Annotated in this window: 14 protein-coding genes; 7 read left to right on the top strand and 7 right to left on the bottom strand. The window is 53.3% G+C overall.

Annotated features, from left to right (window positions below):
- The first annotated feature begins 18 nt into the window (after positions 1-18).
- Together hcr and EIP93_RS09685 are read left to right on the top strand one after the other, a co-directional pair.
- Positions 19-1,044 carry an NADH oxidoreductase gene (hcr, locus tag EIP93_RS09690; protein WP_103940593.1) on the top strand — a complete coding sequence of 342 codons (1,026 nt, stop codon included), beginning with the start codon at positions 19-21 and terminating at the stop codon, positions 1,042-1,044.
- A 186-nt stretch (positions 1,045-1,230) separates the two neighbouring features.
- The gene (locus EIP93_RS09685) at positions 1,231-2,667 is read left to right on the top strand and encodes a DUF2867 domain-containing protein (protein WP_125232638.1); all 1,437 of its coding nucleotides are present in this window, start codon (positions 1,231-1,233) and stop codon (positions 2,665-2,667) included.
- Here the strand turns inward: EIP93_RS09685 and EIP93_RS09680 are convergent.
- Positions 2,664-3,491 (bottom strand): N-acetylmuramoyl-L-alanine amidase, encoded by an 828-nt coding sequence (locus EIP93_RS09680; protein WP_103860918.1) that lies wholly within the window; start codon positions 3,489-3,491, stop codon positions 2,664-2,666. The two genes, EIP93_RS09685 and EIP93_RS09680, sit on opposite strands and share 4 nt — an antisense overlap.
- Positions 3,492-3,545: 54 nt before the next feature.
- A complete protein-coding gene (locus tag EIP93_RS09675) occupies positions 3,546-3,869 on the bottom strand; it encodes a heavy metal-binding domain-containing protein (RefSeq protein WP_005967367.1) in 324 nt (107 codons plus the stop codon).
- A 229-nt stretch (positions 3,870-4,098) separates the two neighbouring features.
- Here EIP93_RS09675 and artP point away from each other — a divergent pair, with 229 nt between their 5' ends.
- From artP to artJ (EIP93_RS09650), 5 genes are all read left to right on the top strand, one after another.
- Entirely contained in the window at positions 4,099-4,827 is a 729-nt protein-coding gene (artP, locus tag EIP93_RS09670; RefSeq protein ID WP_279629364.1) for an arginine ABC transporter ATP-binding protein ArtP, read from the top strand.
- A gap of 20 nt (positions 4,828-4,847) precedes the next feature.
- Positions 4,848-5,579, top strand: coding sequence for an arginine ABC transporter substrate-binding protein (artJ, locus tag EIP93_RS09665; protein WP_039472655.1), 732 nt, complete (start codon positions 4,848-4,850; stop codon positions 5,577-5,579).
- A gap of 11 nt (positions 5,580-5,590) precedes the next feature.
- A complete protein-coding gene (gene artQ / locus EIP93_RS09660; protein WP_039513912.1) occupies positions 5,591-6,307 on the top strand; it encodes an arginine ABC transporter permease ArtQ in 717 nt (238 codons plus the stop codon).
- The gene (gene artM, locus EIP93_RS09655) at positions 6,307-6,975 is read left to right on the top strand and encodes an arginine ABC transporter permease ArtM (protein WP_039489914.1); all 669 of its coding nucleotides are present in this window, start codon (positions 6,307-6,309) and stop codon (positions 6,973-6,975) included. Before artQ ends, artM begins: the two co-directional genes overlap by 1 nt.
- Positions 6,976-7,176: 201 nt before the next feature.
- Entirely contained in the window at positions 7,177-7,908 is a 732-nt protein-coding gene (artJ, locus tag EIP93_RS09650) for an arginine ABC transporter substrate-binding protein (RefSeq protein ID WP_010306608.1), read from the top strand.
- A 364-nt stretch (positions 7,909-8,272) separates the two neighbouring features.
- Here artJ (EIP93_RS09650) and rlmC read toward each other — a convergent pair whose 3' ends face one another.
- From rlmC to potG, 5 genes are all read right to left on the bottom strand, one after another.
- Positions 8,273-9,403, bottom strand: coding sequence for a 23S rRNA (uracil(747)-C(5))-methyltransferase RlmC (gene rlmC / locus EIP93_RS09640; RefSeq protein ID WP_125232637.1), 1,131 nt, complete (start codon positions 9,401-9,403; stop codon positions 8,273-8,275).
- A 124-nt stretch (positions 9,404-9,527) separates the two neighbouring features.
- Positions 9,528-9,980 carry a YbjO family protein gene (locus EIP93_RS09635; RefSeq protein WP_103861104.1) on the bottom strand — a complete coding sequence of 151 codons (453 nt, stop codon included), beginning with the start codon at positions 9,978-9,980 and terminating at the stop codon, positions 9,528-9,530.
- Between the two features lie 189 nt (positions 9,981-10,169).
- Positions 10,170-11,015, bottom strand: coding sequence for a putrescine ABC transporter permease PotI (gene potI, locus EIP93_RS09630; RefSeq protein ID WP_039357800.1), 846 nt, complete (start codon positions 11,013-11,015; stop codon positions 10,170-10,172).
- On the bottom strand, positions 11,012-11,977 hold the full coding sequence (gene potH, locus EIP93_RS09625) for a putrescine ABC transporter permease PotH (RefSeq protein WP_103860922.1): 966 nt from the start codon (positions 11,975-11,977) through the stop codon (positions 11,012-11,014). Before potH ends, potI begins: the two co-directional genes overlap by 4 nt.
- 14 nt (positions 11,978-11,991) lie before the next feature.
- Positions 11,992-13,125: a putrescine ABC transporter ATP-binding subunit PotG gene (potG, locus tag EIP93_RS09620; protein WP_039489921.1), complete on the bottom strand. Its 1,134-nt coding sequence runs from the start codon at positions 13,123-13,125 to the stop codon at positions 11,992-11,994.
- Between the last annotated feature and the right edge of the window lie 186 nt (positions 13,126-13,311).

The raw sequence follows: 13,311 nt of genomic DNA, 5'->3' as shown, positions 1-13,311 counted from the left end.
TTGTTATGGAGATTGATTATGACTATGCCCGCACTACAGATTGGGCCGACACCGCTGTGCTCTAACCGCATGCAGGTACACTCGATTACTCAGGAAACGCCTGATGTCTGGACGATTTCACTGGTTAATCATGATTTTTATCCTTATCAGCCGGGTCAGTATGCATTAGTCAGCATTGCCAACAGCGCGGAGACGCTACGGGCTTATACGATTTCGTCTTCACCGGGCCTCAGCCGTTTTATCACGTTGACGGTAAGAAGACTGGACGACGGTGTCGGCTCACGCTGGCTGACCCAGGCGCTGAAAGTCGGTGATTATCTGTGGCTGTCCGATGCACAGGGCGAGTTTACCTGCGCCAACGCCTTCAGCGATCGCTACCTGATGGCGGCGGCAGGCTGCGGTGTCACACCGATTATGTCGATGTGCCGCTGGCTGCTGGCAAACAAACCACAAACCGATATCCACGTTATTTTCAACGTGCGCAATCCGCTACAGGTGATCTTCGCCAAAGAATGGCAGGATCTGGTACAGCGCTATCCGCAGCAACTGCATCTGACGCTGATGGCAGAATTTGACGCTGCGCCCGGCTTCCTCTCTGGACGCATCAGCGGAGACCTGCTGGTCGAACACGTACCGGATATCGCCAGCCGCACCGTGATGACCTGCGGCCCAGCGCCGTACATGAATCAGATTGAAACCCTGAGTCAGCAGCTTGGCGTTGCCTCAAACCGGATCTTCAAAGAACAGTTCCGCCCGGCAGATGAAGTACTGGATGACGACGCCGATCAGCTCACGCTGACCATCAGTCGTCCGCTGAAAAATCTGCGCGTTCCGGTAGGAATCAGTCTGCTGGCCGCGTTGGAAGCCAATAAGGTGCCGGTTGTCGCCGCCTGCCGTGCCGGTGTTTGCGGAAGCTGCAAAACCCGCGTGCTATCCGGAAATTACACCACCAGTAGTACCATGACGCTAACACCAGCCGAGATCGAACAGGGCTATGTTTTGGCCTGTAGTTGCCAGTTGCAAGGCGACACCGTTTTGGCCTGATACGCCCGCGTTTTACCCCCTTCTGTCCGGTAGCCTCTGCTATCGGGCAGGTAGGTCATGCTAAATTGCGCTTGGTTCCAGGCGAGCATTAACCTCATACTTTTCATCGCTTTTTGCCCTTTCGCGATTTGCCTTTTCGCGATTATAGTAAGCCATGGTTATATTTTGCTGTGGAGCCGCTGGCACATGACATCCCCCTCAGCCCCGATCCTGATTCTGGGCGCAACTGGCTACATTGGTCGCCATTTAACCGAGCGATTGAGCAAACAAGGCAACCGAGTCATCGCTGCTGGTCGGAATACCGAATCCCTCGCGTCACGGAATTGGCCGGGCGTCGATTGCCAACAAGTTGATCTCGCTAAGCCAGAAAGCCTGCCTGATGGCCTGTGGGGAGCGGAAACACTCTATTATCTGGTGCACAGCATGGGCGACGGCGCGGACTTCGTGGCAAGAGAGCGGATGACCGCCATGAATCTGTTGTTGGCACTGGCCTCCAGCCGCGTAAAACAGATTATCTATCTGGGGTCGCTTCAGGCGAAAGACGATACCTCGCCGCATATGCAAGCGCGCCAGATCACGGGAGATGTTTTACGCAGTAGCGGCATTCCCGTCACAGAGCTGCGTGCAGGTATTATTATCGGTACCGGTTCGGCGGCGTTCGAGATCATGCGCGATATGGTCTATAACCTGCCGATACTGACGCCGCCGCGCTGGGTGCGATCTAAATCATCCCCCATTGCGCTGGAAAACCTGCTGGTGTATCTGATCAATATCGCGCAGCATCCCGCGACAGAAAACCGCATCATGGATGCCGCAGGCCCCGAATACATCAGCTACCAGACCATGTTCGAGCGTTTCATTCAGATCAGCGGCAAGCGCAGATTGCTGATACCCGTTCCCATGCCAACGCATCTGGTGTCCGTCTGGTTCTTGCATTTGGTGACATCGGTTCCCCCGTCTATCGCCCGCGCGCTGATTCAGGGGTTAAAACACGATTTACAGGCCGATGGCCGCGAACTCCAGGCATTGATCCCACAAACGCTGATTAGCTTTGATGACGCCGTGCGCTTTACGTTGCAAAGCGAAATGGAGAGCGTACAACAGGCAGACTGGGGCGATGACACCGAGGTCCGCGCACGCTGGAAGCCCAATTACGGCTTTTATCCTAAACAGGCGGGCCATACGATGGAGACGTCCGCTTCCAGTCAGGCGCTCTGGCAGGTCATCCAGCAGGTCGGCGGGAAAGAAGGCTATTTTTACGCGAATACACTCTGGAATATCCGAGCTCGGCTGGACGATCTCTGCGGCAACGGTGTGACTTACGGACGCCCCGAGCGTCCGACGCTGGAAGTGGGCGACAAGATTGACGGCTGGAAGGTTATTTCGATCAAGCCACAGCGTCAGCTAGTGCTGTTATTCGGCATGAAAGCACCGGGGCTGGGTAAACTCAACTTTACCATCACCGATAAGGGCACCCACCGAACGGTGGATGTCCGCGCCCGCTGGCACCCTTCTGGGTTCAACGGGCTGGTCTATTGGTTTCTAATGATGCCCGCTCACCTGTTTATCTTCCGTGGTATGGCGACACGTATTGCGAAACTGGCAGAAAAGGAAACGGTTTAGCGGCTGCCGTATTTCTCCAGCAACGCATCAACGATCGCTTCGCTCTGTGCATCTGGCTGGCCTTGGTAATTCTCAGGACGGAAATGCATCTGGAAAGCGGCAATCACCTGCCGCTTTTCGCGCGCCGTCATCGTGTCTTGCACCGAGTAACCATAGCGCCCCAGTTTTTCCAGCAGAACCGCTTCATCCACTGGCAGCATCGGCTGTCGTCCGTTCAAATAGAACGCGACCCGCTGCACATCCGGCCAGGCACCAATGCCTGCTTGTGCTAGCGCCTGCCAGGGGAACAGCGGCCCGGGGTCTTGTTTGCGCTGTGGAGCAATATCGCTGTGCGCCACCACGTTCTGCGGGGCAATCTGGTAGCGGTCGACAATATCGCGGGCGATCGCAGTCACGAGCTGAATCTGCGAGGCGGTAAACGGCTCCCACGTATAGCCTGTTAGCGTGCGCTGATAGCCCGCGTTTTCGATCTCAATACCAATCGAAGAATTATTCAGTCGACTAAATCCGCGCCAGCTACTGGCTCCCGCATGCCAGGCAGCCTGAGATTCAGGCACCAGTTGCCAGGCAAGCGGCTTGCCGCGCTGCAAAGGTGGACGTGCTGGAATCAGGTAATGGGCGCTGACATGCTCATCCGTCAGAATATTCAGCGAGGTGGCAAAGTCTTCCGCCGTATAGTGAATCACCAGAAAGCGGATACGGGACTCCTGCGCCCGCGACTGCACTGCGGTCTCCAGCACATAATTATTCTGTTCTTTCAACGAGGAGGCTGATTGGCAACCCGCCAACAGTCCCAGCGCTATGCAGACCATCCATTTCAACATTGTTATTCCACTATTGTGCTTATTTTCCGCCAGATACTTTTATGCTTTAACCTGCTAGCGGCGAACTTTTACCGCAGTACCGCTCACGGTCACCATCAGCATGCTGCCGTCCTTCCCGACGGTTTCATAGTCAAGATCGATGCCTACAATGGCGTTCGCCCCTAAATCTTCGGCTTGCTCCTGTAACTCTTTGAACGCAATCTGTCGCGCCTTACGCAGCTCTTTCTCATAGGCACCCGAACGGCCGCCGACGACATCGCGGATGCTGGCAAAAAAGTCCCGAAAGATGTTTGCTCCAAGAATAGCTTCGCCGGTTACGACGCCACAATATTCAGTGATGGTGAAACCTTCCAGATTCGGCGTAGTGGATAATTGCATGTCGTCTCCTTTCACTGCTTTTCTAATGGATGTTAAGTACACGTAAATATAAGTCGGCGGTACTGTTAGCATCCGCGATGAGAAAGCGAGCGCCCAGATTGTAAGCCGCTATTTTGTGCTATTATTTAATCAACAAATCGCTTATTGGCAAATTTTAACCCACGGTGATTGCATAACTATTCTGCCGACGTTAACATTCGCCGCATCAATGTCTATTCAATTCTTACGCATGAGTATTCAACTAAACGGCATTAACTGTTTCTACGGCACATACCAGGCGCTATTTGATATCACCCTCGATTGTCCTGCGGGTGAAACGCTGGTTCTTCTTGGTCCCAGCGGTGCGGGAAAGAGCTCGCTGATACGCGTTCTTAATCTGTTGGAAATGCCACGTTCTGGCAAGCTTTCCATCGCCGGTAATCAGTTTGATTTTCAGCGCACGCCATCCGACGGCGCGATCCGTGAATTGCGTCAGAACGTCGGAATGGTGTTCCAGCAATATAATTTGTGGCCGCATTTGACCGTGGTGCAGAATCTTATCGAAGCGCCCTGCCGCGTGCTGGGGCTGAGTAAAGAAGAAGCGAAAGCGCGGGCGGACAAGCTGCTCACGCGCCTGCGCCTCAATGACTTTGCCGATCGCTTCCCTCTCCATCTTTCTGGCGGACAACAACAGCGTGTCGCGATTGCCCGTGCGCTGATGATGGAACCTCAGGTTCTGTTATTTGATGAACCGACTGCCGCGCTGGATCCAGAAATTACCGCTCAGGTCGTCAACATCATCCGTGAATTGGCAGAAACCGGGATTACGCAGGTGATTGTGACCCACGAAGTTGAATTTGCCCGTAAAACGGCCAGTCGTGTGGTGTATATGGAAAACGGCCGCATCGTTGAACAAGGGGATGCGACGCACTTTACCCAACCGCAGACGCCTGAATTCGCTGGTTATTTGTCACATTGATTACTATCAGGAAAATGATAATGAAAAAATTGATTGTTGCAGCCTTATTCGCCGTTGGTGCCGCCTCTGCTAACGCCGCAGATACCATCCGTTTCGCGACTGAAGCCTCCTACCCTCCGTTCGAATTTGTCGATGCCAATAACCAGATCCAAGGTTTTGATATCGATCTAGCGAATGCACTGTGCAAAGAAATGCAGGCGACCTGTACGTTCAGCAATCAGGCCTTCGACAGTCTGATCCCCGGCCTGAAATTCCGTCGCTTCGAAGCCGTCATCGCGGGAATGGATATTACCCCTGAGCGCCAACAGCAGGTGTCGTTCACTCAGCCTTACTATGACAACTCCGCTCAGTTTATTGCCCAGAAAGGGAAAGTTGCCGATATCGCCGCGCTGACAGGCAAGCGCGTTGGCGTACAGAATGGCACTACCCACCAGAAATACCTGATGGAAAAGCATAGCGATATCAAAACTGTGCCTTACGACAGCTACCAGAATGCCGTGCTGGACCTGAAAAATGGTCGTCTGGATGCCGTGTTCGGTGACACCGCTGTGGTTAACGAATGGCTGAAACAGAACGATGCGCTGGCAACCGTTGGTCAGAAAGTGACGGATAAAGGTTACTTCGGTATCGGTCTGGGCATCGCTGTGCGCCAGAACAACGATGAGTTGCTGAAGAAATTCGACACTGCGCTCAACAAAATCAAGCAGGATGGTACTTACGAGACCATCTACAAAAAATGGTTCCAGCAGTAATCTGACGCTCAATGATTGAATTTCAACCTCTTGCAAGCGCCGCCGGGATGACCGTCGGCCTTGCCGTTTGTGCACTGGTGCTCGGCCTCGCGCTGGCGATGCTGTTTGCCGTTTGGGAAACTGTTCGCTGGAAAGCCGTTAGCTGGACGGGAACCGCCGTCGTGACGCTGTTGCGCGGCCTGCCAGAAATTCTGGTCGTGCTGTTCATCTATTTCGGCTCTTCTCAACTGCTGATGATGCTGGCAGACGGTTTTACCCTGAATCTCTTCATCGTGCAGATTCCGGTAAAACTGGATATCGGCATGTTTGAAATCAGCCCATTCCTGTGCGGCGTGATTGCGCTGGCGCTGCTGTATGCGGCCTACGCCTCCCAAACGCTGCGCGGCGCGCTGAAAGCCGTCCCGCAAGGGCAATGGGAATCGGGTCAGGCGCTGGGGCTCAGTAAATCCGCGATCTTTTTCCGTCTGATCATGCCGCAGATGTGGCGTCACGCCCTGCCGGGGTTAGGCAATCAGTGGCTGGTATTGCTAAAAGATACCGCGCTGGTGTCGCTGATCAGCGTGAACGATTTGATGCTGCAAACCAAAAGTATTGCGACACGGACGCAGGAGCCCTTCACCTGGTACGTTGTCGCGGCGGCGATCTATTTGATTATTACGCTGTTAAGTCAGTATGTGCTGAAACGCATTGAACTGCGCACCACGCGTTTTGAGCGGAGGCCTTCCTGATGCTCGCTTATTTACCTGAGCTAGTAAAAGGCCTGCATACCAGCCTGACCTTAACTGCCGTTTCCATCGTCGTAGCGCTGGTGTTATCACTGCTGCTGACTGTGGTGCTGACGCTCAAAACGCCTGTCATATCGCTGTTGGCGAAAGGCTACATTACGCTGTTTACCGGTACGCCGCTGCTGGTGCAAATCTTCCTGATTTACTATGGGCCCGGACAGTTTACTTCTATCCAGCAAATCCCCTGGCTGTGGAGCCTGCTTTCACAGCCGTGGCTGTGTGCAATGGTGGCACTGGCGCTCAATAGCGCGGCTTATACTACGCAGCTGTTCTATGGTGCGGTAAAAGCGATTCCCGCCGGACAGTGGCAGTCCTGTGCCGCGTTGGGCATGGATCAGAAGCAAACATTACGCATTTTGCTGCCGTTTGCGTTTAAACGCGCACTGTCTTCTTATTCAAATGAAGTGGTGCTGGTGTTTAAGAGTACGTCACTGGCTTACACCATCACGCTGATGGAAGTCATGGGCTACAGCCAACTGATGTACGGCCGGACATATGATGTGATGGTGTTTGGTGCCGCAGGGATTATCTACCTGTGCGTCAACGGGTTACTGACGTTGCTGATGCGTTGGGTTGAGCGTCGTTCGCTGGCATTCGAGCGCCGTAATTAATCCTTATCGCCCTTATCCACTTAGAAAGCAGGCTTTGATAGCCTGCTTTTTTATGGCCTGCTGATGTAAAAACATGCAATAAATCGACTTATTAATCATTTTAATTGCATATAAATTCATTCAGTGGCATAGTAATCGCCATGACGTCGGAACCCTTCCGCACAACTATATTTATCAATATAAGAAGAACAGGAGTAGGTAATGAAAAAATTAGTGCTCGCCACGTTACTGGCAGGAATTGCCTTCAGCGCGACCGCCGCAGACACCATCCGTTTTGCGTCATCAGCCACCTACCCGCCATTTGAGTCACTGGATGCCAGTAACGAAATCGTCGGTTTCGATATGGATCTGGCAAAAGCGCTGTGTAAGCAAATGCAAGCGACTTGTACGTTCACCAATCAGGCGTTTGACAGCCTGATCCCTGCACTGAAATTCCGCCGCTATGACGCAGTGATTTCCGGTATGGACATCACGCCAGAGCGCAGCAAGCAGGTCGCGTTCACGCAGCCTTACTATGCCAACTCCGCCGTGGTTATCGCGCAGAAAGGCAAATTCAGCGACTTCGCCGCGATGAAAGGCAAACGTATCGGGATGGAAAACGGCACCACGCACCAGAAATACATGCACGATAAGCACCCGGAAGTGCAAACCGTTTCTTATGACAGCTATCAGAATGCGGTACTGGATCTGAAAAATGGCCGTATCGACGGTGTATTCGGTGATACTGCTGTCGTCAACGAGTGGATCAAGACGAACCCTGAACTGGCAACGGTTGGCGAACATGTAACTGACGCAGAATACTTCGGCACCGGACTGGGCATCGCCGTTCGTCCCGACGACAAAGCACTGCTGGAGAAGTTAAATAAAGCGCTGGATGCCATCAAAGCTGACGGCACTTACAAAACCATTAACGACAAGTGGTTCCCGCAATAAGGTTCACTTAGCTTAACGCGGTGTGAATGCACCGCGTTATCGAACGCTTCCACGATTACGTGTTAGGTCGTTTAAAAGTTTCGGGCGTGTTAATTACAGCATTCTTCTGTCATTTCATCACACGCCCGACAAGGCGCGCTCAAACGCCGCAGCGCCTTGACCACTGGCTTTTCGGCGCTAATTGCGCCGCTTCGCGGTGCCTTCGGCGTTCGTATCCGCTGTTCGGACCGTCTGCGACGCGTTCCTTACGCGGCGCAGACTTTCGCGGCGTCCATGCCGCTCATCCGGCGGCCACGCCCACCTCAGCGCAATTTTTTACGCCTACGGTAGTTCCTACAAAAAACGTAGATATCGCAGTTTTTTCCTATATTTCCCGCTTCAGTAACGTCAGCACTTCGTAGTGTGCCGTGTGCGGGAACATGTCGAATAGCTGTACGCGCAGTGCGCGGTAATTCGCCAGCGCCGTCATGTCTTTTGCCATGCTTTCGGCGTTACAGCTAGAATAGAGAATATAGTCCGGTGCCATGCGGCTCAGGTAGGCACATAGTTCACTGCCGATACCGCGGCGCGGCGGATTGACCAACACCAGATCGGGGATTTCAGCTTTAGCCGTCGCGAACTGCGTTGAATCCAGCGCCTGAAACTCCACCTGCTTCAATCCTAGCTGTTCCGCAGAGCGACGCGCACAGGCTATCGCCTCAGCGCTGATTTCAATGCCCGTCAGACGCATCTCAGGTGAGGCACAGTGCAGGCCAAAACCCCCTACCCCGCAAAACAGATCCCACATGCTAGTAATATCCAACTCTGCAACCCAATCGCGTGCCGTCGCATACAGCGCGGCTGCCACCTGCGGGTTCGTCTGGAAAAAGCTTTGCGGGCGAATATACAGCGGTACCTGATTGAATTGTTCAGCCAGCGCGGCTGCATCACTCAGGATAATCTCCGTTTTCCCTTCCATAATCGCCTGATGCACAGGCTGAATATTGGCGGATATGACCTCAAGCTGGGGCAATTGCTGCTGTAGCCACGGCAATGCAGCTCGCAGCTGCGCCAGCTTGGTTTCTGAGCGCAAGACAAAGCGCAGCATGAACGTACCGCGCTGCGTACTTTCTGTCAGTAGCAGGTATTTCAGCTCCCCGCGACGTCGAGCCACGTTATAAGGCGTCAGCCCTGCCCGAGCAATGAAGACCTTAAGCACATCGAAAACCGGCGCGAAGCTGGGCGGATAAAGCGGGCAATCGCAGAGATCCACCGTCGTTCCATCACGATGCAGCATCCCCAGCAGCGGGCGTTCCACGCTGCCGCTTACCACCATTTTGGCTTTATTACGAAATGCAAACTGCGCAGAAGGTTGTACGGGCAACCAGCGCTGCACGGCGTGCGGTTGCAGCAAATCTTCAAGATGCTGTTGCTTATCAGACAATTGCTGCGGGTAGGCTTTTTCCAACCATTGGCAGGAACGACAGGTTCCCGTGCTGTAGCGGGCACAATGCATAAAAATCTAACTATTAAAATAATACGGAATGCGAGGATTATATCACTCTGGCGGCGTCACCCTGCGACCTTTTACTGATTCATGGTGACGCCAGCAGCCAGATTAGCTCATAAGAGAGACATACCTATTTCTGACGCGTAAAAAAACGCTTACTGCGTCGTGGCAGAAACAGTAAAACAATCACCAGAAGATCCGGGATCTTTTGCAACAGGAGTTGATGCAGCACGGCAGCATTGTTCTCTCCTGAGATATGAAATATCGCTGGCATAAGTTCACTGAGCGACGCCAGCAGCAGGTAACACACGACGACAGCCTGACAGGCCACATAGCCCCACCGTCCCCAGTTCGCCCCCGCCAAAACGGCAAAGCCACAGCGAATTTCAACGCCAACGATAATCAGCGATAGCAGTAACACCAGCGTCGAATCCCAAGCTTCCGCGTTGCTGCCAATCCAGCCGCTCAAATCGCTGAGCCCTAGCTCCCAGACAAGCAGCAGAATCCCCAAAACACGAGTAGCAATAATCGCAATCCCCGCCACCATCACGGGCACCGGGGCATAAACTTTGCGTTGTGTTATTTCCTTCTTCATATATAGAATTTCAACGCACTCCCTTCATGCGGTATTTACCCGCCAAAAATACAGCACCAATATAGAATCCGATGCCAATATAAAACGTGATACTGATATAAAACAGCAACGCCCCCATACTCTGGCGGCGTTGCTGGAAATCTTCGCTAGGCTAACAAATTACGATGAGAAATCGAATCAGCCGCGTCTCGCTTTTTGCATATCGCGATAGCGCTGCTTCTCTGCTCTCGCCATAAACCACCAGGCGATAAACCCAATAATACCAACGACTAACAATATCAGGGAAGCCAAGGCGTTAATTTGTGGATTAACGCCCATTCTGACGCTAGAGAACACCAGCATTGGCAACGTTGTCGAGCCGGGCCCTGCTACGAAGCTGGCGATAACCAGATCGTCCAGCGACAGCGTAAACGCCAGCAGCCAGCCGGAAAGCAGTGCGGGAGCAATCATCGGTACCGTGATAATGAAGAATACCTTGAGCGGATTCGCCCCCAGATCCATCGCCGCTTCTTCAATCGAACGATCAAGCTCACGCAGACGAGCGCTGATCACCACGGTGACATACGCGGTACAGAACGTGACGTGCGCCAGCCAGATGGTGAACATCCCTCGCTCTGCTGGCCACCCAATGGCATGCCCTAATGCAACAAAGAGCAACAGCAGCGACAGACCGGTAATTACATCTGGCATAACCAGCGGTGCCGTCAGCATAAAAGCAAACCCATTGGAGCCACGGAAACGACCAAAACGCACCATGACCACGGCGGCGATCGTCCCAAGAATCACGGCCATTGTGGCCGACGCGGCAGCAATCGTCAGGCTCAGGAGCACCGCGCTGATCATCGCCGTATTGTGGAACAGCTCGACGTACCAACGTGCCGACCAGCCAGCCCATACCGTCACCAGCTTGGAGCTGTTGAACGAGTAGATCACCAGCATCAGCATCGGCGCATAGAGGAACGTAAAGCACAGCACCAAAATCACAATACGCCACGGTGAGCGAACAACAGGTAAATTATTCACGCCTCACCCTCCGCCGTTTTACTCTGATGTTTGTGGAACCAGATAATCGGCATAATCAACAGCAGCAGCATGACGACGGCAACGGCAGAAGCTACCGGCCAATCACGGTTATTGAAGAATTCCTGCCACAGAATACGGCCAATCATGATGCTATCCGGCCCGCCGAGCAGTTCTGGAATCACGTACTCCCCTACCGCAGGGATGAAGACCAGCATCGAACCCGCAATAATTCCGCCTTTCGTTAAGGGGACGATCACGCTGAAGAAGGTTCTCAGCGGTCGCGCGCCCAGATCCAACGACGCTTCCACTAACGAATAGTCCAACCGCATCAACGCGGTATAGATCGGCAACACCATAAACGGCAGATAGGAATACACGACGCCGATATAAACCGCCAAATTGGTGTGTAGAATGACCAGCGGTTCATCAATCACACCTAGCCACAGCAGGAAGTTATTCAGGATTCCGTTATTTTTCAGAATCCCCATCCAGGCGTAGACGCGAATCAGGAATGATGTCCACGATGGAAGAATCACCAGCAACAACAGGATATTACGCGTTGACGGTTTACTGTGCGCCACCGCCCAGGCCAACGGGTAGCCGATGAGCAGACAGCACAGCGTCGACACAGCAGCAACCTGAAGCGATTGCATATAGGCATCGAAATACAGCGGATCGTCCAACAAATGCAGGTAGTTCCCAAGGTTCAGGGAAATATCCAGTTTGCCGTCCAGCCACGAAACCAGATCGGTATAAGGCGGGATAGCCCGCGCCATCTCTGCAAGACTGATTTTGAACACGATCAGGAACGGCAGCATGAACAGCAGCAGCAGCCACAGATACGGCAGCGCGATGACCAGCTTGCGCCCATGTTTTTGGCGCCAACGCGCCATCAGAACACGAAACCAGAGTCTGGCCTTGCCCGGTGGTTCCGCCGTGTTATGTTCGGGAAATGAAGTCATGGTATTCTTCCTCGCTACACCGTCAGAACGACACAGCTATCCGCATCCCAGCACAACCGGACCTCATCTCCCCAGGTCGGCATGCCTTTGCGATAGCGGTAGGCATTTTGTAACTGCGCGCTGATAGTTTGCCCGCTGTTGAGCCTGACGTGGTAAATCGACAAGTCGCCCAGATAGGCGATATGGACCACTTCCCCTACCGCGAAGTTACAACCGTCGGCCGGAACCTCTTCGCACAGCATGATTTTCTCAGGACGCAACGCGATGTAGACCGGAACGCCATCGACCACCGAGACATCAGAATCCACTTTCAGCGGATGCACCAGTCCGGGGCTTTTAATGATCAGCGCATCGTCCTGACGTTCCTGCAAGATCCCTTCAAACATATTGACTGAGCCGATGAACTCCGCACTGAAACGCGTGTTCGGGTGCTCATAAATCTCTTCCGGTTCGCCAATCTGTACGAATTTGCCGCGATTCATAATGGCAATGCGACCCGCCATGGTCATGGCTTCTTCCTGATCGTGCGTCACCATCACGCAGGTCACGCCCACGCGTTCCAGAATATCGACGACTTCAAGCTGCATACGGTCGCGTAATTTTTTGTCCAGCGCTCCCATTGGTTCGTCCAGCAGCAGCAGTTTGGGACGCTTCGCCAGACTACGAGCCAACGCAACACGCTGACGCTGGCCACCGGAAAGCTGATGCGGTTTACGATTGGCAAACTCCTGCATGTGCACCAGCGACAGCATCTCTTCCACACGATCTTTAATTTCTGCGCGCGGTAGCTTGTCCTGCTTCAGACCAAACGCGATATTCTTTTCCACCGTCATATGTGGGAAAAGCGCATAAGACTGGAACATCATATTGATAGGACGCTGGTAAGGCGGCACCAATGACAAATCCTGACCATCCAGAACAATCTGCCCCTGTGTGGGAAGCTCAAAACCTGCCAACATGCGCAGCAGCGTGGATTTCCCACAGCCAGAGGCACCCAGCAGAGCAAAAATTTCACCTTTATAAATCGTCAGGCTGACATCATCGACGGCGGCCTGACCATCGAACGACTTCGTCAGGTTGCGCACTTCCAGCAGCGGCGTGGCCGCTTTTTGAGGTTTTGATTGAGGGCGGGGGATCGCGTCATTCACTTCGCATTGCTCTCCGGCAAAAGCAGAACAAGTCACACCGTGGATGCCGCCATTCAGGGCTTTTGCATTCAGCGGTGTGACACAATATAGAGCGCGAACAGGCGGATTATCCGCCTGTTCTTTGCCACATTTTATACCCATCCATTCTCTGGTTGCTGAAACCAGCAACCGTCAAGCGCGTGGGTA

The sequence above is a fragment of the Pectobacterium versatile genome, from assembly GCF_003932035.1.
In the GTDB taxonomy this organism is placed as follows: Bacteria; Pseudomonadota; Gammaproteobacteria; order Enterobacterales; family Enterobacteriaceae; genus Pectobacterium; species Pectobacterium versatile.
Note: the sequence above shows the minus strand (reverse complement) of the source record. Positions and strands in the feature narration are given on the sequence as shown.

Bases quoted from the DNA above. Each gene is read 5' to 3' on its own strand.
- potH (WP_103860922.1), bottom strand. From the start codon at position 11,977: ATGACTTCATTTCCCGAACATAACACGGCGGAACCACCGGGCAAGGCC.
- artJ (WP_010306608.1), top strand. From the start codon at position 7,177: ATGAAAAAATTAGTGCTCGCCACGTTACTGGCAGGAATTGCCTTCAGC.
- artQ (WP_039513912.1), top strand. From the start codon at position 5,591: ATGATTGAATTTCAACCTCTTGCAAGCGCCGCCGGGATGACCGTCGGC.
- EIP93_RS09675 (WP_005967367.1), bottom strand. From the start codon at position 3,869: ATGCAATTATCCACTACGCCGAATCTGGAAGGTTTCACCATCACTGAA.
- artJ (WP_039472655.1), top strand. From the start codon at position 4,848: ATGAAAAAATTGATTGTTGCAGCCTTATTCGCCGTTGGTGCCGCCTCT.
- rlmC (WP_125232637.1), bottom strand. From the start codon at position 9,403: ATGCATTGTGCCCGCTACAGCACGGGAACCTGTCGTTCCTGCCAATGG.
- artP (WP_279629364.1), top strand. From the start codon at position 4,099: ATGAGTATTCAACTAAACGGCATTAACTGTTTCTACGGCACATACCAG.
- EIP93_RS09680 (WP_103860918.1), bottom strand. From the start codon at position 3,491: ATGTTGAAATGGATGGTCTGCATAGCGCTGGGACTGTTGGCGGGTTGC.
- EIP93_RS09685 (WP_125232638.1), top strand. From the start codon at position 1,231: ATGACATCCCCCTCAGCCCCGATCCTGATTCTGGGCGCAACTGGCTAC.
- artM (WP_039489914.1), top strand. From the start codon at position 6,307: ATGCTCGCTTATTTACCTGAGCTAGTAAAAGGCCTGCATACCAGCCTG.
- hcr (WP_103940593.1), top strand. From the start codon at position 19: ATGACTATGCCCGCACTACAGATTGGGCCGACACCGCTGTGCTCTAAC.